The sequence below is a fragment of the Rothia sp. HSID18067 genome, assembly GCF_003989445.1.
GTDB lineage: Bacteria > Actinomycetota > Actinomycetes > Actinomycetales > Micrococcaceae > Rothia > Rothia aeria.
In genome coordinates this window covers 1,059,197-1,079,757 of sequence record NZ_RBMF01000001.1, presented here as the reverse complement: position 1 = coordinate 1,079,757, position 20,561 = coordinate 1,059,197, and the positions used below count along the sequence as shown (strand labels likewise).

General features: G+C 57.0%; 15 protein-coding genes. 8 read left to right on the top strand and 7 right to left on the bottom strand.

All coding sequences use genetic code 11. From position 1 onward, the window contains the following. Positions 1–126 precede the first annotated feature (126 nt). From D8M23_RS04725 to nrdR, 5 genes are all read left to right on the top strand, one after another. On the top strand, positions 127–672 hold the full coding sequence (locus D8M23_RS04725) for a DivIVA domain-containing protein (protein ID WP_006888900.1): 546 nt from the start codon (positions 127–129) through the stop codon (positions 670–672). Between the two features lie 512 nt (positions 673–1,184). Beyond that, positions 1,185–1,847, top strand: a complete 663-nt coding sequence (lspA, locus tag D8M23_RS04720; protein WP_126853865.1) for a signal peptidase II — start codon at positions 1,185–1,187, stop codon at positions 1,845–1,847. Continuing rightward, a complete protein-coding gene (locus tag D8M23_RS04715; RefSeq protein WP_126853864.1) occupies positions 1,844–2,830 on the top strand; it encodes an RluA family pseudouridine synthase in 987 nt (328 codons plus the stop codon). Before lspA ends, D8M23_RS04715 begins: the two co-directional genes overlap by 4 nt. Before the next feature lie 76 nt (positions 2,831–2,906). Beyond that, on the top strand, positions 2,907–6,443 hold the full coding sequence (gene dnaE, locus D8M23_RS04710; RefSeq protein WP_006888870.1) for a DNA polymerase III subunit alpha: 3,537 nt from the start codon (positions 2,907–2,909) through the stop codon (positions 6,441–6,443). Positions 6,444–6,620: 177 nt separating this feature from the next. Then, positions 6,621–7,181: a transcriptional regulator NrdR gene (nrdR, locus tag D8M23_RS04705; RefSeq protein WP_126853863.1), complete on the top strand. Its 561-nt coding sequence runs from the start codon at positions 6,621–6,623 to the stop codon at positions 7,179–7,181. A 100-nt stretch (positions 7,182–7,281) separates the two neighbouring features. On the opposite strand, the gene ppgK is transcribed toward nrdR, so the two are convergent. Beyond that, a complete protein-coding gene (gene ppgK / locus D8M23_RS04700) occupies positions 7,282–8,073 on the bottom strand; it encodes a polyphosphate--glucose phosphotransferase (protein ID WP_006888834.1) in 792 nt (263 codons plus the stop codon). A gap of 131 nt (positions 8,074–8,204) precedes the next feature. Continuing rightward, a complete protein-coding gene (gene map / locus D8M23_RS04695) occupies positions 8,205–9,101 on the bottom strand; it encodes a type I methionyl aminopeptidase (protein WP_037235648.1) in 897 nt (298 codons plus the stop codon). A gap of 223 nt (positions 9,102–9,324) precedes the next feature. Between map and D8M23_RS04690 the strand changes: the two genes are divergently transcribed. Next, the gene (locus D8M23_RS04690; RefSeq protein ID WP_023134599.1) at positions 9,325–9,507 is read left to right on the top strand and encodes a hypothetical protein; all 183 of its coding nucleotides are present in this window, start codon (positions 9,325–9,327) and stop codon (positions 9,505–9,507) included. Positions 9,508–9,619: 112 nt separating this feature from the next. On the opposite strand, the gene panB is transcribed toward D8M23_RS04690, so the two are convergent. The 5 genes from panB to D8M23_RS04665 all read right to left on the bottom strand — a co-directional run bounded on the left by panB (position 9,620) and on the right by D8M23_RS04665 (position 15,322). Then, positions 9,620–10,516: a 3-methyl-2-oxobutanoate hydroxymethyltransferase gene (gene panB / locus D8M23_RS04685; RefSeq protein WP_126853862.1), complete on the bottom strand. Its 897-nt coding sequence runs from the start codon at positions 10,514–10,516 to the stop codon at positions 9,620–9,622. A gap of 43 nt (positions 10,517–10,559) precedes the next feature. Next, positions 10,560–12,254 carry a hypothetical protein gene (locus tag D8M23_RS04680; protein WP_126853861.1) on the bottom strand — a complete coding sequence of 565 codons (1,695 nt, stop codon included), beginning with the start codon at positions 12,252–12,254 and terminating at the stop codon, positions 10,560–10,562. A gap of 94 nt (positions 12,255–12,348) precedes the next feature. Further along, complete coding sequence (locus tag D8M23_RS04675) at positions 12,349–13,326, bottom strand: TPM domain-containing protein (protein ID WP_126853860.1); 978 nt, start codon at positions 13,324–13,326, stop codon at positions 12,349–12,351. Further along, on the bottom strand, positions 13,319–14,617 hold the full coding sequence (locus tag D8M23_RS04670) for a TPM domain-containing protein (protein ID WP_126853859.1): 1,299 nt from the start codon (positions 14,615–14,617) through the stop codon (positions 13,319–13,321). Before D8M23_RS04670 ends, D8M23_RS04675 begins: the two co-directional genes overlap by 8 nt. Positions 14,618–14,875: 258 nt before the next feature. Further along, positions 14,876–15,322: a hypothetical protein gene (locus tag D8M23_RS04665; RefSeq protein WP_037235630.1), complete on the bottom strand. Its 447-nt coding sequence runs from the start codon at positions 15,320–15,322 to the stop codon at positions 14,876–14,878. 415 nt (positions 15,323–15,737) lie between these two features. Here D8M23_RS04665 and D8M23_RS04660 point away from each other — a divergent pair, with 415 nt between their 5' ends. Both D8M23_RS04660 and D8M23_RS04655 read left to right on the top strand, forming a co-directional pair. Then, positions 15,738–17,078: a glutamine synthetase family protein gene (locus D8M23_RS04660; protein WP_126853858.1), complete on the top strand. Its 1,341-nt coding sequence runs from the start codon at positions 15,738–15,740 to the stop codon at positions 17,076–17,078. A 59-nt stretch (positions 17,079–17,137) separates the two neighbouring features. Further along, on the top strand, positions 17,138–20,557 hold the full coding sequence (locus D8M23_RS04655) for a bifunctional [glutamine synthetase] adenylyltransferase/[glutamine synthetase]-adenylyl-L-tyrosine phosphorylase (protein ID WP_238693760.1): 3,420 nt from the start codon (positions 17,138–17,140) through the stop codon (positions 20,555–20,557). Positions 20,558–20,561 lie beyond the last annotated feature (4 nt).

Here is a 20,561-nt window from a genome sequence, read left to right as displayed (position 1 = left end):
GTTTTCGCTTATCGGCCCGTTAAAGGCGATTTTGCCACCCAAAGGGGGGTAGAATAATTACGGTATACCGATTTCGTGCGGCCCATCCGTGCGGATTCATTGTTTAACTTCCGAGGAGAAACCCCAGTGGCTATTACCCCCGAAGACCTGATTAACAAGAGTTTCAAGGTCGTTAACGTTGGACCCAGCTACAGCATGAATGAGGTCGACGATTTTCTTGACGAACTGGTAGGCGAGCTGCGTCGTCTGAATGCTGAGAATAATTCACTCAGGCGCAAGCTTGAAGATTGTGAGTCGCGTAAGGGCGGCGCATCGACCTCCGAGACCACTGCAGCAGCGGCTGCCCCCGCCGGCGGTGGCTCTCAGGATGCTGCTGGCCTGCTGGCCATGGCTCAAAAGGTCCACGATGATTACGTGAGCCAGGGTGAACGCACGAAGGCTGAACTGATCGCGGAGGCCGAGAAGAAAGCTAACCAGCTGGTAGTTGAGGCCGAGATTAAGCGTGAGAAAGCTCTGTCGGCTCTGAAGGAGGAGCAGGCAAATCTTAAGAGCAGCGTTGAGTCGCTACGTGGCTTTGAGTCCCGCTACCGTACTCAGCTCCAGGAGCACCTGAACAGGCAGCTAGACGATCTGCGTCACCTGAAGAGCATCGAGGCTGAAGCGAGGTACTAAAAGAAGAGGTACTGGTTACGGTACCTATGGTACCCGCGCCTCTTACTGCGACGCGTGGCGGCCGCCTGTGTTCCCTAACCGCCTTATGGCGGGCGAGTTTATGAATTGGGGATGCGGGCGGTCGGTTATATTCTGGTCAATGTTTTAAGCGGTTGAGCATTCTTCGCGCCGCACAATAGTGAATATTTTTTCGCCTGCTTCTATATGTAACCTTTATGTATACCTTAATCGTTGCTTAATGATACGTTCGAACGTTTTTAATGCACGATAATAAGAGAAAAGACTATTCTTAATAACCGTATTATATGCATTGTGAGAATGCTGCTGGTGCCAGACCTTATTAATAGCTCGCAGGTCTGTAAAGAATTAATAGGGGAGTAGCTATCTGCAGTTAGTATCTATATTGCTGCTGCCCGGACCCCTGAACTCTATAGGTTACTGGTGCAGTAGTTAAGATGCGATAAGCTAGAGGGTGCGGGGCCACCCCCGTCAGTTACTGAACGAGGAGCCGCATGAAGGACGAGCACACACACGCCGCAACCACCTCCAAAGAACAAGCCGCAGAATCCGGCAGCGGATCTACCGGCAGCCCGCGACCGCACGTCATATCCCGCCGCGTTTTTAGCACACGTAGTGCTTGGACGCTGGCCCTTCTTCTAACAGCTACCGTTTTTATTATCGACCAGGGGACCAAATATTTAGTGGTAACCCGCATGGAGATAGGGGAGCGTATCCCCGTTATTGAGGGGCTGCTGTGGTGGTACTCAATCCGTAATTCCGGTGCGGCATTCTCGTTCGGTGAAGGGGCCACCTGGGTGTTCACCCTTATTATGGCTATCGCAGCGGTAGTGGTGGTGTATACGCTTCGTAAAACCCGGGCTCTGGGGTGGGTACTGGCACTGGGAGGCCTGCTCGGTGGGGTCCTGGGAAATCTTTTTGACCGTCTTTTCCGTGAGCCTGGTTTTGGAACCGGGCATGTAGTGGATTTTATCTCAGTACCAAACTTCGCCATTTTCAATATCGCTGACTCCGCGATATGCGTATGCATGGCATTGATCGTGCTTTTGAACTTTAAGGGGATGACCCTCGCCGGAACTCGTGCCGAAAGCCCTCAGCGCACCACACCGGAACACCACACCGATGACACCCCCAGCGACCTGGAGGAAACGGCATGAGCGGTACAGGGCATATGCGAGAGAACGAAGAAGGCATTCACGCTGAATTTGAAGTGAGCGAACCCATCGCTGGAATGCGCCTAGATGCGGCGCTTGCGGGGGTCTTTGATGTTCCCCGCACCCGAGCCTCCGCATGGATCCGAGATGGGCATGTGCGCCTCACCCGGGCTTACCAGCCAGTTAAAATCGGCAAATCTCATAAACTGTCGGTGGGGGAACTGGTGAGCGTAAACGCCCCCGCACCGCGTGATTTGGCGGATATTCGCCCCGAAAAAGTAGACGGCTTCTCCATCATCTACTGCGACGACGACATTGTGGTAGTTGATAAACCCGCCGGGGTGGCGGCGCACCCTTCGCCGGGATGGCACGGGCCAACCGTACCGTCGGCCCTGCTGGGAGAAGGAATTAGCGTAACAACCTCCGGTGCCGCCGAGCGGCAGGGCATCGTACACCGGCTGGACGTGGGAACCAGCGGACTTATGGTACTCGCCCGCAGCGAGCGCGCCTACACCGAGCTTAAACGTGCCTTTAAAGAACGCACAGTAGAGAAGGTGTACCACACACTAGTGCAGGGGCTACCCGACCCGCTGCGAGGAACTATCGACGCCCCGATTGGACGGCACCCAGGCAGCGAATGGCGGTTTGCGGTGGTAGAGGACGGGCGAGAATCCATCACCCACTACGAAACGCAAGAGGCATTCGGGCCGGCCACCCTGGTTGAGGTGCACCTTGAAACCGGACGCACCCACCAGATCCGTGTGCATTTTTCAGCGCTCCACCACCCCTGCTGCGGGGATCTCACCTACGGGGCAGACCCCACACTGAGCGCAGAGCTGGGGCTAACCCGCCAGTGGCTGCATGCCCACCGGCTGGGTTTTACGCACCCCGCCAGCGGTGAGAGAATGAGCTTTGAGAGCCCCTACCCGCGTGATTTGACCTACGCGTTAGAAGCGCTCCGTGAGGGGAATATTCGGCGAGGATAAGGCGACGAGTGCGGCACAGCCTATGAGCCGCACGAACAACCAGTGACGTACTAGATAGCGAACGAACGGAGAGACCGTGGCGAAAAAAGGCTTCGCACACCTGCATGTGCACACCGAATACTCCATGCTGGATGGTGCCGCGCGACTGAGTGACCTCTTTACGCACACCCGTGAGCTCGGTATGGACTCCATCGCCACCAGTGATCATGGTTTCTTATTCGGCGCCTTCGACTTCTGGCGGCAGGCAAAAGCTAATGACGTGAAACCTATTATCGGGGTGGAAGCGTACCTGACTCCTGGAACGCATCGTAGTGACCGTTCCCGTGTGCGGTGGGGAGACGGTTCCCGCGATGATGTTTCTGGTGGTGGCGCATACACACACATGACCATGTGGGCGGAAACCACCGAGGGTATGCACAACCTATTCCGGGCTTCCTCTATCGCCTCCCTGGAAGGGCAGCTGTATAAGCCGCGCATGGACCGTGAAGTGCTGCAAACCTACTCCAAAGGTTTGATTGCCACCACCGGGTGCCCTTCAGGTGAGATTCAGACGCGTCTACGCCTGGGGCAGTATCAGGAGGCGGTTGCTGCCGCCGCAGAATTCCGCGATATTTTCGGTAAGGGTAACTTCTATTGTGAAGTGATGGATCACGGCCTGTCTATTGAGAAAAATGTGGCTGCTGATCTGATGCGCCTCGCTAAAGAACTTGACCTGCCGTTTGTGGCAACTAACGATCTGCACTACACCAAACACGAAGACTACAATGCGCACGCGGCGCTGCTGTGCGTACAGTCAGGCTCAACCCTGGAAGACCCCAATCGCTTCAAATTTGATGCGGATAACTTTTACCTGCGTTCACCTGAGGAGATGTACTCCATCTTTGGCGATATTCCCGGGGCATGCGAGAACACCCTCGAAATCGCTGAGCGGTGCAACGTTGAGTTCAACACCAAAGCGAACTATATGCCGAACTTCCCGGTGCCTGAGGGGGAGAGCGAAGAATCATGGTTCGTGAAAGAGGTTGAGGCGGGGCTGCATTACCGGTTCCCCAACGGCATCCCTGATGAGGTGCGTAAACAGGCGAATTATGAGGTTGAGGTTATTACCTCAATGGGCTTCCCCGGCTACTTCTTGGTGGTGGCGGACTTCATTAACTGGGCGAAACGCAATAATATTCGTGTGGGGCCGGGGCGTGGCTCCGGTGCGGGCTCGATGGTTGCGTACGCTATGCGCATCACCGAGCTGAACCCGCTGCGGCACGAACTGATTTTTGAGCGGTTCCTGAACCCTGACCGCGTCTCAATGCCTGACTTCGACGTGGACTTTGACGATCGCCGCCGCCCCGAGGTGATCCACTATGTGACTGAGAAGTACGGTGAAGATAAGGTCGCGCAGATCGTCACCTTCGGCACCATTAAAGCGAAGCAGGCGCTCAAAGACGCCTCCCGAGTGATGGGGTACCCTTACTCGGTGGGGGAGCGGCTCACCAAGGCAATGCCGCCGGATGTGATGGGGAAGAACATTGCCCTGGCGAACGTCTACAACAAAGACGATAAACGCTACGCCGAAGCTGGAGATTTGCGTGAGCTCATCGAAACCGACGACGTTTCGGGCAAGGTTTTTAAAACCGCTCAGGGCCTTGAAGGCCTAAAACGCCAGTGGGGCGTGCACGCCGCCGGTGTGATTATGTCCTCGGAGGTACTCACCGAAGTCATCCCTGTGATGCGCCGTGAAGCAGATGGGCAGGTGATCACCCAGTTTGATTACCCCACCTGTGAGGGGCTGGGCCTGATTAAGATGGACTTTCTGGGGCTGCGTAACCTCACCATCATCTCGGACGCTATTGAAAACATTAAAGCTAACCGTAATTTTGACCTCGACTTAGAGACGCTTGAGCTGAGCGATAAAGCATCCTACGAGCTGCTGGCGCGCGGTGATACGCTGGGCGTGTTCCAGCTCGATGGCGGACCGATGCGCTCGCTTCTGAAGCTTATGGAGCCTGAAGAGTTTGAGCATATTTCTGCTGTGCTTGCTCTCTACCGTCCCGGGCCGATGGGGGCGAACTCGCATACGAACTATGCGCTGCGCAAGAACGGTAAGCAGGAGATTACGGCGATCCACCCCGAGCTGGAGGAGCCTCTTTCCGATATTTTGGGTACCACGTACGGTTTGATCGTGTACCAGGAACAGGTGATGGCGATCGCCCAGAAGGTGGCGAACTACACCCTTGGTGAGGCAGATCTTTTGCGCCGCGCAATGGGTAAGAAGAAAAAGGCTGAGCTGGATAAACAGTACGCCACGTTCCACGATGGCATGATTTCGAACGGATACTCTGAGGGCGCGGTAAAAGCCCTGTGGGATATTCTGCTGCCGTTCTCCGATTACGCGTTTAATAAGGCTCACACGGCTGCTTACGGGCTGGTTTCATACTGGACCGCATACTTGAAAGCGCACTACCCGCAGGAGTACATGGCTGCGCTGCTGACCAGTGTGGGCGATAACAAAGATAAGCTTGCCATGTACCTGAACGAGTGCCACCGCATGGGCATTACCGTGCTGCCGCCTGATGTGAATGAATCGGAGCTAACGTTCGCCCCGGTGGGTGACGATATCCGCTTCGGCATGGGCGCAGTCCGTAACGTGGGCGCGAACGTGGTGGATGGTATGATTACCGCCCGCAATGAGAAGGGCCGGTATGAGTCGTTCAGCGATTTCCTGCAAAAAGTGCCGTTGAGCGTGTGCAATAAGCGCACCATTGATTCGCTTATTAAGGCGGGTGCGTTTGACGATCTGGGGCATACACGCCGTTCTCTTGCGCTCATGCATGAGGAGGCGATTGACGCGGCTGTCTCGGTGAAACGTAAGGAAGCCGCCGGGCAGTTTGACCTGTTCGGTTCCCTCGGGATGGGGGAGGAACTGGGCGAGGATCTGTCGGTATCGGTACCTGATGTTCCCGAGTGGGAACGGCGCGATAAGCTCAACTTTGAGCGTGACATGCTGGGGCTGTACGTCTCGGATCACCCGTTGCGCGGGCTGGAACGCGCCCTTTCTGATGCGTCCAGCACCTCGATTCACGACATTATGGAGGAAGAATCCCACATTAAAGACGGCGAGTTCGTCACAATCGCAGGGATGCTCACGGGCGTGTCACGGCGTATCGCTAAGTCAAGCGGTAACCAGTACGCCACTGCCGAGCTGGAAGACCCCTCGGGGGTGACGATCACCGTCATGTTCTTTGCCCGCACCTACGAGACGGTGGGCGGGGTACTCGCTGATGATTTGATCTGCTCAGTGCGTGGACGTGTGCAACGTCGAGACGACGGCAGCGTGAATATTAGTGCCCAGGAGCTGACGATCCTGGAGCTTACCGAGGATGGGCGTACCGGCCCGGTGACGATCGCTATCCCCGAGTATCGTGCCACCGAATCGAACCTGGTGCACCTGCGGGATGTGCTGCTTGATCATCGGGGTTCGACGGATGTGCGCCTGGCCCTGCGCGGTCGGGAGAAAGAACAACTGGTGCTGCTGGAGGCTAAGCTGCGGGTGGAACCAAACCCCAGCTTATTCGGCGAGATTAAGACGATTTTCGGTCCCGGGTGCATCCGCCGTTAGGCTACTGTATCCCCATACAGCCGCCGGGGCAGGGCGGGGCTTGGCTCTGCTCAAGCGGATGCGTTCAGGGCATATATACAGCAAACTATGCGGTTAGGGTCCCCTGTAGCGGGGTACACTGGGAATAAGTATGCTCACAGTGGGCGGTTATACCCCGTCCGACCGAGGAGGCTCCCTGTGTATTGCCCCTACTGCAAACACACCGATTCCCGAGTGGTTGACTCCCGCACCACCGATGACGGTGCCGCAATCCGCCGCCGCCGTCAGTGTACCGACTGCGGGCGCCGGTTTACCACGGTCGAAACAACCAGTATTTCTGTTATTAAACGCTCCGGGGTTACCGAGCCGTTCGACCGCGCTAAAATCGCCTCGGGTGTGCGTAAAGCCTGCCAGGGCAGGCCGGTCGGTGAGGATGACCTGGCGAAGCTCGCCCAGGAGGTAGAGGAACGTATCCGCGCCAAGGGGCTTGCCGAAATTAACGCGCATGAGGTGGGGCTGACTATTCTAGAGCCGCTATCGAAGCTGGATGCGGTGGCGTACCTGCGGTTCGCCAGTGTGTATCAGGCGTTTGAAAACCTTGAAGACTTTGAGGGGGCCATTGCTTTGCTCCGTAAAGATGCTGTGGGGGATGCGCTGCCTGAGGCTGAGGCGCCCGCTCCGAAACCCCGCAAGGCCAAGACGGAGACGGCCAGCACCAAAAAATCTAAAGAGGTTCCTCTGCAGGATACCCTGTTATAGGGCCACTCTGCACCACGTATACTAATGTGCCCTACCGGTTGGAACTGAACACCGGTAGGGCACACCTCTTTCTTATTGGCAGGTTTTCTCGGCGGGTTCTTTACGCCTCCCCGCGGCGTTGACGTTCGGGCAGCATACCGCCAGCCCACAGTGCCGCCCCCACAATACCGGCATTATTGCGCAGGGTTGCCATGACCATGGGGGTGCGAATCTCGTCCTCAAAATAAGGCATGAACTTTTCGGGGTTCTTCGAGATACCACCGCCGATAATGAAAAGGTCGGGGGAGAACAGTGCCTCAACATGCTGGAAGTACCGGCGCAGACGTTTACTTGCGTACTTCTTCCAGGAGAGTTCATGGACTTCGCGTGCTCGGGCGGACGCGCGGGATTCTGCATCGTGCCCGTCAATTTCAAGGTGCCCAAGCTCGGTGTTCGGCACCAGCACACCGTTATTAATGAGGGCGGAACCAATGCCGGTTCCCAAGGTGATAACGGCGATAAGCCCCATCTTGTCTCGCCCCTGCCCGTAGGTGGCTTCGGCAAGACCTGCAGCATCGGCATCATTAATGCCGTAGACAGCTCTTGAATCCAGGGCGTCACTGATGAGCTGCTCAAGGTTAGTGTTAATCCAGGTCGGATCAACATTCGCGGCTGAGAACACCACACCGTTCTTCACAACGGCGGGGAAATCAACGCCAATAGCCGAGTGAGGCTCGGGAGCCAAGTCGCGGGATTGAAGCTCATCAACAATCTGGCGCGCCACCTGGGCAATGGCCTGCGGGGTTGCCGGTTGCGGGGTGGGGATGCGGAAACGCTCAGACACCAGGTTGCCGGTGCGCAGATCAACGATCCCGCCTTTCATCCCGGTGCCGCCAATATCAATACCGATCATTAGGTCTTTCGGCGTGGGCGCCGGGATATCAACATACTCTACTGACTCTTCGGCTGCGGAATTTGCCGCTGTACTCTCGCTCATGGGTTTCTCTTTCCTTGTTGTGTCTGCGTTATGAAGGGAATGCTGAATTAAGGCAGGGTGAGAACATCCACGCCGTCTGATGTGACAACCATGGTGTGCTCAAACTGGGCGGTACGTTTACGGTCACGGGTGACCACGGTCCAATTGTCGTCCCACAAATCCCACTCAATGGTGCCTAAGGTCAGCATGGGCTCAATAGTGAAGATCATGCCTTCTTTAATCTCGGTATCGTAGGCGGGCGCCGCATCGTAGTGAGGAATAATAAGGCCTGAATGGAATTCGCGGCCCACACCGTGCCCGGTGTAGTCACGCACCACACCGTACCCAAAACGCGCCGCATATTTTTCAATCACGCGGCCAATAACGTTAATCTGACGGCCCGGTTTAACTGCTTTCATCGCACGGTTAAGGGCCTCTTCGGTGCGTTCGACCAACAGGCGGGACTCCTCATCAACGTTGCCCACCAGCAAAGTCTTATTGGTATCGCCGTGCATTCCGTCAAGGTAGGCGGTGACGTCAAGATTCAGAATGTCGCCGTCCTCAAGCACCGTAGAATCGGGAATACCGTGGCAGATCACCTCATTCAGCGAGGTACACACCGACTTCGGGTAGCCGCGGTAGTCCACGGTGGAGGGGTAGGCACCGTGATCACAAATATACTCATGAACCAACACATCAATCTGGTCGGTTGTTGTCCCCGGGACGGCAATCTTCGCCGCTTCCACAATGGCACCGGCGGCGACCTTACCGGCTGCACGCACCCTCTCAACCTCTTCAGGGGTGTACATATTTGAATCGTTGCCCTCATTGGCGGTAGGTTTCCCCACGTACTCGGGACGAACAATGTCTGCCGGTACTTTACGCATGGGGGTGATGGTGCCGGGGGCCAAGCACCCTACGGGTGCGGTACCCGGTTCTGCGGGAAGATTATGAGAAGTAGCCATACCTAATATTTTAGCGGCGCCCGCCCGCACTGGGACCGGGCAGACACCCAAATCCTGAACCTTTTGCCAACTGGTGTATTATTTTCCGCGCTGTTTTCAGCGGTGCGGGGGTAAACACATGCGAAGCGAGCACGGATAAGATACCGTGAAAGGTACATGCCGTACATATAGATACACTCATGTGGTGTGAGACTAAGGAGAGACTGTGAGCCTGAAAAATGATATGACCCCCGGCCCCCACGAGACCGAATACTGGTACAACACCTCCACTGGGGAGGTTGAAGAAGGGCAGCAGAGCAAGATCACTCACCTGTGGGGCCCTTATAAGACCCGTGAAGAGGCGGAACACGCTATGGAAACCGCCCAGAAACGCAACGAAGAATGGGATAACCAGTGGAAGGACTAGACCCCACCAGCGGTAGGGGCGCCCCTCAATGATGCGTTAAATATTTCCGGCTGGCTCATACACGGGTGCGTACGGAACCAGCCGGAAAAAATATGCTGGCTGTGGGCTGGCCTTAGTTGAATGTGTGCTCATCGGCCGGGAATGAGCCAGCCCGTACCTCAGAGCGGTAAGCGCGAGCTGCATCCTCCAGCAGCTGCCCCACTTGGGCGAACTGCTTCACGAAAGTAGGCATCCGCCCTTGACGCACGCCCATGGCGTCCTGCCACACCAGCACCTGCCCGTCAGCAGTATTACCCGCACCAATGCCGATGGTGGGTACCGTACCCACTGCCTGGTTAACACGTTCAGCGGTTTCTGCGGTTACCATCTCCATGAGGATGCAGAAAGCGCCAGCAGCGGCGAGTACCCGGGCGTCCTCAACTACCCAGTCGGCGGTACCGTGACGGCCCTGAACCCTGAAACCGCCCAGAGCATGCTCAGCCTGCGGGGTGAACCCCACGTGCGCAACTACCGGGATGCCAGCGGTTACGAGGGCCTGCACCCAGTCGGCCATGCGCGCATCGGCCTCAATTTTTACGGCGTGCGCCCCGCCTTCTTTCATGAGGCGCGCCGCAGAAGCAACCGCCTGCTGCGGCGACTGCTCGTAGGTGCCAAACGGCAGATCGGCGACCACCATTGCCCGTTTCGCCCCGCGTGATACTGCGGCCACCATCGGGATTATCTCATCAAGGGTGATGGCTAGGGTGGAGTCGTAACCAAGCATCACATTCGCGGCCGAGTCACCAATAAGGAGCATCTCAATGCCTGCGCGGTCAAAAACCTGCGCTGTGGAAAAGTCGTAGCAGGTGAGCATTGAGAACTTCTCACCCTCAGCCTTAGCCCGCTCCAGGTGGATGGTGCGGATTTTTTTCACCGTATCAAGGCTAAAGGGCGTTTGGGCCATGCCGGGTGTCTCGGCAGTGTTCGTTACAGTGGACGTTGCATAGGGTGCGTTTTCGTTCTCACTCATGCCTATAGTTTATCCTGCCTAACCCCTGGCACCGGTACCTGCGTTAGCGTTTAGTGAACGCCGCGCGTGCCGCCTCTAGGGCACTGGTAGAACGCTGGTATCGTTCTGCCAGCGGTTTCTTGCGTGTCGATAGAGGCTGAGTAGCTCTCTGGTACAGCCACTGAGCGCGTTCCAAGCGGTTTGCTGAGGCAGGTTTTGTCTTCTGCTTATCTTGCACGGGTTGCGTTTTGGTGCTTATGCGCGCGCATGCGATATACTGCTCGGCCAGCGCCACATGTGCACCTATTAGGTTTTCCTGGGTTTTTGTGCGCGCCTTTGAACCGATGAGTTTCTGCTCCTGGGCCAGCAGGGAGGCGGTGTCCTCCAGAACGCGGAACATATAGTCTAGCGGCGCGAAATCTTCGGTTTCTAAACGGTCGCGCAGGGTGCGGCGAAGCGCCGCCCGCTGTTGTTCGGCAACCGAAAAATTATGGGAAACTTCCTCAGATAAGAAAGCATCCAGCAGGGTATTTGCCGCCGTCTCACATTCGCGCACGGCCAGAGGCAGACGCCCCAAAACTTCCAGAGATTCAAAGAGAGAATCCAGAAGATCATTCGCCTCATCCACCCAAGAGCGTAGCTCTTTGAGCTTCTTCCGGGTCTTAGGGGTATTCACCGGCTGGTCGGTTGTGGAGGATGCTTCTGCCAATTCTGTGTGTTCACTGCTGGCACGTTTCAGCAGCTTTTCAGCACGGCTGGTTAGGGCCTGCAGATCGTTAAGCGGCAGGCCCCGGTACGCCAGCAGGGCACGTTCTATGAGCGCAGCAGCTTGGGTGCGGCGGTTGTGGGCTGCGGCAATAGCTGCGCCTAGGGTATCTACCTCATCCTTCACTACGGAACCTTTAGGTGTGGGCCCACGCTTTGAGGTCGCTGACGTATCCTCATGTTTTTGCGTCTTGTGCGTGCGCTGTTTTCTTCTCACCCAGAGGTAGCGGAAGATAATCCATGCGCCGTAGGGAGCAAAAAGTATGGCTAGTGCGGTGAGGATAATCCCTACCTTCCAGGATTCGTTCCCAGAGGATTGTGAGGAAGTACCTGGTTTTACACCGATATCGGCTTCAGCCGATGCCTTGGCGGAGGCCTCTTGATCCCTCTGATAACGGGCGAGCTGGGGAGGCTCTTCCCTTCCGGGGGAGCCAAAAAGAGTTGAAGCATTTATTCCTGCCTGCTCGATGGCGTCACTATTTCTATGATGCCGTGCCCAATCGGCGGCAGATTTATCGATCTCCGCATACTTGTACAGGTATTGCGCATCCTCATCACTGAGCCACGAGGGGTCTTTAGCCACCAGAGAGATCTGATAGTTATCGGCGGTTGCTATCAGTAGTACTGCATGATCGGGGGCGTTATTACGCTGCAGAAAATCACGCCCCCACCGTATGCGTTCCGCCTGCAACTCTTCATCACTGCGTTGCTGGCCGGACTGTTGTTTGGGGCTGCCGCCGTCAGTATTATCGATTACCACAATATACAGGTGACCGTTGTACTTGGCGGCAATTTTTTGCGTCATGCTCTCAAGATATTTAAGGTCATTGTCGGTGAGAATAAGACCGGTGCGGTCAATAACTGCGTGCTGAGAATCTAGCGGGGCGGAGAAAACCTCTGTCGCCTGTGCAACACCGGGGGACAATACACCAGCGGCTACAGTACAGGTGGCACCTAAAAGCACTGTGAGCACAGCAGAAAAGAGCAGACGCAATAACTTTAACCCTGTTCTTACCAACGGGTACCTCACTATCAGGCTGCGGTTACAAAACCTACGAATACGAGACATAGCTATGGCCACCCGCATACTAGTCTTCCGGTTTGTTGCGCCTGCGGCGACGCATCCACACGTAGCCAATAACCCCTGCCGCAGCTACAGCGCCGAGAACCGCAAGAATCACTGTACTGTTTGGTGAATCTTGTGAAGAACTTCTCTGCGCCGCCTCAGCACTGGGGTTGGGACTCCACTTACCGCCCGCGCCCGGGCCCTCCCCGAAACCCGGGTTATACGCGGGGCCGAACGCGTGCGGGGAGGGCCGTGCCGCAATAATGCGGTCGTACAGGCCGTCTTTCTGAAGTGCAGCTTCGAGGCTGGTAAGAGTTGCATCCCACTTTCCCTCATGTACAGTGCTTTCGATGGAGGGCACCCCGTCTGCCGGGTGCTCGGAGTATAGTTTTTGAGCTTCATCATTCTGCAAAGGACCGTGTGGAGAATGGTAGAGGCTCGCTTGATGGGTGTCCGTTTCTACCACCAGCAGCGCATCATAGGCGTCAAGATGATTCTTCTGAGTAAACTGATACGCCCACAGCATCCGTTTCTTATCTTCCGGGGTTTGACCCGCAGGCTTCGGGGCGGCATCGGGGGATGCACTCGAGGGAGCCGAGGGAACCTCTGTAGGGGAAGCATCCGGCACCGCAGTTTTTACAAACACAATATAAAAACGGAACGGGCGTTTTGAATGAATATTTGTCAGCTTTTGTGAGGCCTCCTGTACCTGCTGCTGGCTCAGCACGTCCGCCTTATCAACAATAGGGTGCGAGGGGTCAAACCGGTGCTCGAAAACGCTTTCAGCATGGGCGGCAGGTGCGGCGGGAGAGGGGAGGAACAGTGGGGCGCCTGATCCACCCAGCCCAAGAGCCACAGCTAAGGCAATTTGAGTGATGCGCTGTGACCACCGGGAACGGCACACGCTGCCCGCGCCCGCATGTGTACATGTGAGCTGGGCGTCCTGCGGATTGCGGTGGGAAGAATAGTGAGCAATAACTCTGTTCAATAAGCTACTCATTAAGACTGTATTTCTCCCAGTTTTCTATGGCCAATTTGTCGATATTCGGAATATTAGTGCGTGATTGGTCGAGATTGTTGCTATCTTCCAGTGTGTTACTTTTTGGTGCGCCAGCAAAAATGCGGGATAAGCCGCGATATACCTTAATAATAAAATTGCCGAACCCTATAATAGCGGCGCATATAAACGCAATACAAAGCCCAATAATTAAGAATACTAATACGGTATCTAAAAATCCGTTACTTTCTTTAGGAGCGGCTTTTGTCTTGGCGTCCAGCGATTCTTTTCTGATGCCTTCTAGGGCTGCTCTTATAATAACCCCGAGATCGTTATGGTTTGATTTCTCTTTAATGTAGTCATTATTAATCTTATGTAATACGTCATCGCTGATGAAGCTGCTATCATTAGTGGTTACCAAACATTTTCGAGGATCATCGCGTGTCCTATCTCCCTGGCAGACAAGCACCGCAGTGTGCGCGGGGGCATTATTAACGCGTAAGAACTCTTTGCCCCACTCCTGTAAATCTGATGGGTTTTCTGGTTTGGTTAGCAGCACAACATACAACTGGGCGTCGTTGTTTTTATTAAAACTTATAAGTTCGGGCCATAATTTCGGGTCGGTGAGTGAGTACGATGTGAGACTAAAAACTGGGTCTTCAGGATTAAGCTCTGTTTTCATAACAGACTGGCCCGCTACTGTGGGAGAAGGTGCAGGTGATGGGGTAGGCGTGGCTGTTTGCGGAGCGGGCTGAATATTATATTTATCTGGGTACCCTGTGCCATTGTCAAAAGCTTTAGCCATAGCCTGCGCTATACCCGTAAAATCACGTTTTTCAAGGAGCGGGTTTATTGTTTTATTTCTTATTTCAGAGCCCTCAACGGTACCCAGATAATGCATATTAAGAGAGTGGAAACTGGCTTCTGGGGTGGCGTTTTTATCACCAGTACCCTGCGGGTCTAGCTCTATGAGAAGCAGCGCAGTTTTATCATCGGGGCCTGCACCATTCTGTTTCAAAAATTTATGCCCCCAGTTTCCAACCCATTCCGGGGCAGCCCTGTCAATCACCACAACCTGCAACGAGACCCCGCGTCGTGCGGAGACATCAGCAAGAGGAACACTCATCTGTTGGATTTGTTCTGTACTGAGCGCACCTGTTTTATCAATGACTGGATGCGCGGGATCCAGCCGTGAGTCAAAAGTGCGGGTGCCTACTACAGCAGAAGAAGCCGGCGGAACAACAACGCCAGTCACCACGGTATGCCCAACACCTAACACGGCGGCGAGCGCCATTGCCAGAAGGGTGCGGTGCGTCCTGCGGAATGTGCGGCGGATGCGCTCAGTGCACGTGCGGGTGGGGAAAGTATTCACTAGCGCTTGTTCCTCACAAAAGTTCGGAGAATAAATACTTTAAATAAGTATAAAGTATGTTGATTCTGTGTTGGTTGCGAGGGTTACCCCCGCGTGCTGTCTGCAAAGTAGTGCTGGGTTTGCGGTGCAGCTCTGGTAGGCGGCACCCTCCCGCTATCCCTAGAAGAAATGAGCGTGTGGCTATGCGGCGAAACCTTCTCGGGTGGCCTTGGAGAGCACATACTCCAGCTCTTGCAGGATCGTATGGTTCTTATACCCCAAATGAGGCAGCAGCTCCCGGCACCAGTCAAAGTGATCCCAAATATCCGTATTTGCTTTATCCCAGAAGAGCTGGTGCATGAACCGGATGGCCGCTGATTTGCGGAGAGGAGCATATGTTAGGTTGTGTGAATCTAGATATTTCCAGATAAGCACCCGGGCGTTCTCAAGGGCTTGAGGTGATACGTTTCCTGCGTGCCAGTAACCTTCGGCAACCTCAAGATGTGCCCTGAGCTTTTCGGGGATTTTATGTTCGATTCGGGGGATAAAACGGAAGCAGAACTCAATGTAGATTCTGTATGCTTCCTGCTCCGTAAAGTTCTCTTCTAGGCCATCAATAATATCTAAGATACGCTGCTCGTCAGCCACGGGTTCCCTCTTTTTCCTCGTTTAGTGGGGGTTTAGCCGTTTATGGGTATGAGGATTTTAGCGCATTTCCCAGACTGAGTTTTCCTAGAGCTCCGCGCAATTTCCGCATATTTTACAGGCCCTATTGTATGCGCATCAGAGAAGAAACCTGGGGGAAGACAGTTGCACATGAATTGATGTGGTGGGAGTTGGGAACGTGAACTGGTGGCTGTGGCTGCCTGCGCAACGATGGGAACCTGCACACCGCAGAGGCAGCACGGGCGGCACAGAATTTACATAAACGAAACCTGTACCCTGGGCGTTCCGCCGCAGAACCCGATAGGCTAGAGGAGAGACAAACCGTGACAGCGCACGCGTGTGCGCCCGGTACCGCTCACCGCCGACTCAACGACCGCCCGGATCGAGGGAGAAACATATGGACCGTCAGCAGGAATTCGTGATGCGCACCATTGAGGAGCGTGACATCCGCTTTATTCGCCTCTGGTTCACCGATGTGGTCGGCACCCTCAAATCTGTGGCGCTCGCCCCCGCCGAGGTTGAAAGCGCCTTCGAGGAAGGGCTGGGGTTTGACGGTTCGTCCATTGAGGGCCTCTCCCGGGTGTACGAGTCAGACATGCTGCTGCAGCCTGACCCCTCAACATTCCAGATCCTGCCGTGGCGCGGCGCCGAATCCCACACCTCCCGCATGTTCTGCGACATCCTCACCCCAGATGGGGAAGCGAGCGCATCCGACACCCGCGGCGTTCTTAAACGCACCCTGAACCGTGCCGCCGAAATGGGGTTCACCTGCTACACCTCACCCGAGATCGAGTTCTACCTCCTTAAATCCACGGAGCTGGGGGCTGACGGGTTCCCCGTCCCGGTGGACTACGAGTCGTATTTCGATCACACACCCGGCGGGATTGTGCAGGATTTTCGCCGTAATGCGGTGACCATGCTGGAAGAGGTCGGCATTTCGGTGGAGTTCAGCCACCACGAAACCGGCCCCGGGCAGAACGAAATCGACCTGCGTCATGCCGATGCCCTGCAAACCGCCGATAATGTGATGACGTTCCGCACCGTCATTAAAGAGGTGGCGTTTACCCGAGGTATGTACGCCACGTTCATGCCCAAGCCTTTCACCAAATATGCTGGCAGCGGGATGCACACCCATTTCTCCCTGTTTGAGGGGGACACCAACGCATTCTTCGAGGCGGGTGCCGAATACCGGCTCTCAAAAACGGGGCGGCATTTTATTGCCGGGGTACTCAAGCATGCCCCCGAATTCACGGCGGTCACCAACCAGTTCATTAACTCGTATAAGCGCCTGTGGGGCGGCGGGGAAGCACCCAGCTACGTTTCGTGGGGGCACAATAACCGGTCTGCGCTGGTGCGGGTTCCGCTGTATAAACCAAACAAGATGCAGTCGGCCCGCATTGAATACCGCGGCCTTGACTCGGCCTCTAACCCGTACCTGGCGTATGCGGTGATTCTTTCTGCCGGGCTGAAAGGTATTGAAAACGAGTATGAGCTGATGCCAGCGGTGACCGAAGATTTGGCGGCAATGACAACCGCTGAACGCCGCGCCATGGGGTACCACCCGCTGCCAGCGTCGCTGCGGGAAGCCATTAACCTGACCGAGGACTCCGAGTTCATGGCTGAGGTGCTGGGGGAGCAGGTGTTTGAGCATTTCCTGCGGAATAAGCGGGCCGACTGGGAAGACTACCGGGCACAGGTGACCCCGTACGAGCTTAAACACAACCTGGGCATCCTCTAACGCTGCTTGCGGGCAGGCTATGAGAGAAGCGGCGGGTACTACGTACCGGGAAGGTGAGTATGAATCAAGCGGAACCAGGGCATACACCCCAGAACGGGCGGGAAACGCACCCCAGAGGCACCGTATCTGGCACCGGGAGCCACCTCACCGGTGCTGCCCGTGTGGTGGGAACAGCAGATGCAGCCGACGCTGATGTATCTAAACCCGCTGATACCGAGCAGGCTGAGGAGCAGCGCCGCACCCGCACACGGTTACGGGCGCAAATGGTCAGCGCGGGTTTCTACGACTCCGGCAAAAGCGAACGCTGGCTAGAAGCCCCTGAGCTTGCCTCCGTGGACCGGGTAAACCTGTTCGCGGGACTGCGGTATGCGCCTTCACCGGATACCGCCCTACCAGCGTTAGTGCGGCTGATTGAGAAACACCCGCCGGTTGCTGAACGCGCTAACAGCGGCGAAAAACAGATGGGCCTGTTCCGGCTGCTGGGTGCATCCCAGGCGGTGGGAGATTTTCTGTACCGCCACCCGCAGACGATCGACCCGCTCTTTGACACTGATACGGTGCGTGGCGAGACGGAACTGGTGGCAACTGAACACCCGGAAACAGTACTAGATACCCCCGAAACAGACACGCCGAATAAAACACCGGAACGGGCGCAAAAGAGCCCTCTACCCCAAAGCGCCCCGCTCAATACCCCGTACCGAACCCGTCTGCTACACGCCGTCGGCGCCGACCCGGACGCTGAGCGCCCGCGCGCCCGCACAGAACTCACCGGCAAAGACGGGTACGTGGCTTTACGCGTGGCCTACCGTGCGGAGCTGGCAAAAATAGCGCTGATTGACGTGTGCTCACCCGACCCGGTGGAGCTTATGCCTACCATTGGACGGCACCTTGCTGACCTGGCCGCAGCCGCCCTAGAAGGGGCGCTCGCTATCGCCCGCACCGAAGTCGCTGAAGGCGCTGGCGGGGGGCTGTGCGCCACCCCCGCGCGTGGCGCATCCGTGGATGCCCTGGATCTGGCGATTATTGGCATGGGCAAGTGCGGGGCACGTGAACTGAACTATATTTCTGACGTGGACGTGGTGTACGTGATCGCCCCCGCACCCGCCAGCGACCTGCCCGAGGGGGCTGAGCCGCTCACCGAGCAGGAGTGCGCGCAGATCGGCACGGAACTGGTGCAGGCCCTCACGAAAGCAATCATGGCCCCAGCTCCGGAGCCGCCCCTGTGGGAGGTGGACGCGAACCTGCGCCCCGAAGGTAAGGACGGGCCGCTGGTGCGCACCGTCGAATCCTACGTGAGCTACTACAAGCGGTGGGCGGAGAACTGGGAATTCCAGGCGCTGCTGAAAGCCCGCCCGGTTGCAGGTTCGGCGCACCTGGGGCGGCGTTTCGCCCACGCGATCGACCCGTTCGTGTGGGACTCAGCGGCGCGGGAATCCTTCGTTGAGTCGGTGCAGGCGATGCGCGCCCGCGTGACCGACAATATCCCCCCAGCGCAGGTGGAACAGCAGATAAAGCTCGGCCCCGGCGGGCTGCGTGATATTGAGTTCACGGTTCAGCTGCTGCAGCTGGTGCACGGGCGCACCGACCCCACGGTACGCACCAAATCCACCATCGAATCTTTAGAGGCGCTGACCGGTTCAAGCTACATTAGCCGCGCCGACGCGCAGACATTCGCGCTCTACTACAAGAAACTGCGCCTGCTGGAGCACCGCATCCAGCTGTCCCAGCTGCGCCGCACCCACCTGATGCCCGCCAAAGAGCAGGAGAGGCGCGCCCTGGCCCGTTCACTTGTTTCCCCGGAGAGGCTGGGCACTCTCTCGGCGGAGCAAATGTATAAGGCGTGGCAAAAGCTTAAACGGAACGTGCGTTCCCTCCACGAGCGTGTCTTCTTCCGCCCGCTGCTGGCAGCGGTCTCAACCTTGAGCCGTGACGAAGTGGTGCTCACAGAATCAGCTGCCCAAGACCGCCTGGCTGCGCTCGGGTACCGCGACCCGCGCGGCGCTATGCGGCATATTCAGGCGCTCACCAGCGGGGTGAGCCGCCGCGCCGAAATTCAGCGGCATCTGATGCCCGTGCTCCTGGGGTGGTTCGCTGACGGGGTGGACGCGGACGCCGGGCTGCTGGGGTTCCGCATTGTTTCTGAGTCGCTGGGAACTACCAGCTGGTACCTGCGCATGCTGCGCGATTCACCCGCCGCTGCGGAGCGGCTGTGCCACATACTTTCAAGCTCCCGGTACATCACCGACCTGCTGGAGGATGCGCCCACTTCCATCACCTGGCTTGATAAGGTTGCCGACTTGCAGCCGTTGGGTGCGGCCGCGCTCAAAGCCGAGATAGCCTCGCTGCTGTCGCGGCATGACGACTCTGCGGAGGCGATGCGTGCTGTACGGTACCTGCGCCGCCGCGAAATTCTGCGCATCGCCATGGGGGACGCCCTGAACCTGCTGGGCGTGCAGCAGGTGTGCACCGGGCTGGCGACCGTGGATGAGTGCACTATCGGTGCGGCGCTCGCCCTAGCCGAGCGTGAGGAAATAACGGCGAAAGAACGTGAAGAAGCCGCCGGGATTAGGGAAATCCCCGAGGAGGAGCCGAAGAACCCGCTGCTGACTGAGATCGCGGTGATCGCCATGGGCCGTTTGGGCGGCGCCGAGAACGGCTTCGGTTCTGACGCGGACGTGATGTTTGTGCACCGCCCCGTGGAAGGCGCTGGTGAAGAGGAAGCCCAGTCGCAGGCGAACCGTATCGTAAACCGGCTGATGCAGCTGATTAAACAGCCGGTACGCCCTGCGATCCGTGCCGAACGCCCGCTTGAGGTGGACGCGGATCTGCGCCCCGAAGGTAAGCAGGGGGCGATGGTGCGCTCGCTGGATTCGTACCGCGCCTACTATGAGCGCTGGGCGGAGACTTGGGAGTTTCAGGCGCTTTTGCGGGCGCGCCCGATTGCTGGTTCTGAGGAGCTGGGGCGTGCGTTTATTGAGCTGATTGACCCGTACCGGTACCCGCGCGAGTTCACTGCTGAGCAGGCGCAGCAGGTGCGGCGCATGAAGGCACGCGTGGAGCATGAGCGCATGCCGCACGGGGCAGACCGCACCCGGCAGCTGAAGCTGGGGCGCGGCGGGCTCTCCGATGTGGAGTGGCTGGTTCAGTTGATTCAGCTGCAGCATGCCCATGAGGTGCAGGGACTGCGCACCACCTCAACCCTGGATGCGCTGGATGCCGCCGTAGAAGCAAACCTAGTGGCCGCCGAGGACGCCGAAGTTTTGCGGGACGCGTGGCTGCTGGCGACCAAGATTCGCGGCGGCAACGTGCTGCGCGGCGTGCGCCAATCCGATCTGCTGCCCACCCTGCGCGATGCCCTGGAAGCGGTAGCCCGCTGGAGCGGTTACACCCCAGGCAACGCCCGCCAGCTGGAAGAAGACTATCTACGCGTTACCCGAAACGCTAGGAAAGTCTATGAACGGCTTTTCTTTGAGGGGTAAGAAC

Bases quoted from the DNA above. Each gene is read 5' to 3' on its own strand.
- D8M23_RS04675 (WP_126853860.1), bottom strand. From the start codon at position 13,326: ATGAGTAGCTTATTGAACAGAGTTATTGCTCACTATTCTTCCCACCGC.
- map (WP_037235648.1), bottom strand. From the start codon at position 9,101: ATGGCTACTTCTCATAATCTTCCCGCAGAACCGGGTACCGCACCCGTA.
- D8M23_RS04655 (WP_238693760.1), top strand. From the start codon at position 17,138: ATGAATCAAGCGGAACCAGGGCATACACCCCAGAACGGGCGGGAAACG.
- panB (WP_126853862.1), bottom strand. From the start codon at position 10,516: ATGAGTGAGAACGAAAACGCACCCTATGCAACGTCCACTGTAACGAAC.
- D8M23_RS04670 (WP_126853859.1), bottom strand. From the start codon at position 14,617: ATGGCGCTCGCCGCCGTGTTAGGTGTTGGGCATACCGTGGTGACTGGC.
- D8M23_RS04660 (WP_126853858.1), top strand. From the start codon at position 15,738: ATGGACCGTCAGCAGGAATTCGTGATGCGCACCATTGAGGAGCGTGAC.
- D8M23_RS04715 (WP_126853864.1), top strand. From the start codon at position 1,844: ATGAGCGGTACAGGGCATATGCGAGAGAACGAAGAAGGCATTCACGCT.
- lspA (WP_126853865.1), top strand. From the start codon at position 1,185: ATGAAGGACGAGCACACACACGCCGCAACCACCTCCAAAGAACAAGCC.
- ppgK (WP_006888834.1), bottom strand. From the start codon at position 8,073: ATGATCGGTATTGATATTGGCGGCACCGGGATGAAAGGCGGGATCGTT.
- D8M23_RS04690 (WP_023134599.1), top strand. From the start codon at position 9,325: ATGACCCCCGGCCCCCACGAGACCGAATACTGGTACAACACCTCCACT.